1 protein-coding gene is annotated in these 1,366 nt (G+C 58.9%); it reads right to left on the bottom strand.

Annotated elements, in window-relative coordinates; genetic code table 11:
* Window positions 1-234: 234 nt before the first annotated feature.
* Window positions 235-1,275 (bottom strand): IS110 family RNA-guided transposase, encoded by a 1,041-nt coding sequence (locus AC2FI9_RS22790; RefSeq protein WP_282169972.1) that lies wholly within the window; start codon window positions 1,273-1,275, stop codon window positions 235-237.
* Between the last annotated feature and the right edge of the window lie 91 nt (window positions 1,276-1,366).

Genomic DNA, 1,366 nt, shown 5'->3' with positions numbered 1-1,366 from the left:
CGGTTCTCTGATCGCGGTATTGTCAAGGGCGTTGGATTTGTTGTCCGCCGGGGTCTTGGTTCTCTCCGAAGTCAGGTGATGCTGCTTCATGATGGCGTCCGGGGCTGATCGTCTGGAATGTCATTCACGAGGTTGATGCTGGTTGCGCCACCTCGACCGCTTTACGCGAGATCGATCTGCCTCCGTCCCGGAGGACGCCAAACCCACCCTATCCTCGGGCGGGCTTTCTGGTTGTCAGCTTGCAGGCTCCTTTGTCCAATTGAAATCTGTCCCGTCGCGCCAGATCGCGTGGAGGATCACCGCGATTTTGCGCGCGGTGGCCACAGCGGCCTTCTTGAAGCCTTTTCGCGTACTGAGCCGGATTGCCCAGGATTTGAGGGCTGAGAACCGCCTGACCTGTGTCATCAAGGACGTGGCGGCGGAAACAAGCAATCGACGCATCTCGGCATCCCCGCACTTGGAGATGCGGCCTGTTCTGTCGATCTCACCGGATTGATATCGTCTTGGTGTCAGCCCCAGGAACGCGCCGACATCGCGCGACCGGCGGAACCGGCTTGCATCATCTATTGTCGCAATGAAATTCAACGCAACCAGCGGCCCCACACCCGGCACGGTCATGAGGCGCCGCGCCAGTGGGTTCTGTTTGGCGACATGTATCAATTCATCACCCAGCATTTCCGCCGAGGCGCAAAGCTTTTTGTGGATCGGGATCATCGTTTGCGCCAGCAGCTCCAACATTGGATCACAAGAACCAGCCTCGGCCAGCTGGTCGCGGAACCCTTGTCGATAGTGCGCGCGCAGGACAGGCCCCATGCGGATGCCGAAAGTCTTCAGGACGCCCCGGATATGAGCTTCAAGATCCTTGCGCATGCGGATCAATCTCTCCCGCGCTGCAACCAGTGCTCGCACGCGGTCCGACGCTTCACTGCGAATGTGGACCTCGGTGAACCAGCCGGTCCGCGCCAACTGTGCCAACCCTTCCGCGTCTGCCTTGTCTGACTTGTTGAGGCGCGCCGACAGAGCCTTATGCGCCATGCGCGCGTCGATACAGGTGATCGGCACAGCTCGGCGCGCAAGTTCACGCGTCAGCCAAGTGGCCATTATCCCGCTTTCATGCACGACGCGCTCCACATCGGGGGCTCTCCGCGAAATGTATTCCGCAATGGTATCTGGTTCGGTCGGAATAGACGCGCGATGCAAGACCGTGCCTTCCGCATCCACAACGCAAACCGAGACCTCTTTCAATGAAACGTCGAGACCAACATAATGGCTCATGGTCGTTCTCCTCACGGCTTTTGATTGGTGAGGCTGATAATATCAGGCCTCGTTTGCCCAAGGAGAGCGACCACCGCGATCACACCATGTC

This window comes from Ruegeria sp. CDSA246, from assembly GCF_059611225.1.
The sequence above is the reverse complement of the archived record's forward strand: the minus strand, read 5'-3'. Positions and strand labels throughout refer to the sequence as shown.

Bases quoted from the DNA above. Each gene is read 5' to 3' on its own strand.
- AC2FI9_RS22790 (WP_282169972.1), bottom strand. From the start codon at position 1,275: ATGAGCCATTATGTTGGTCTCGACGTTTCATTGAAAGAGGTCTCGGTT.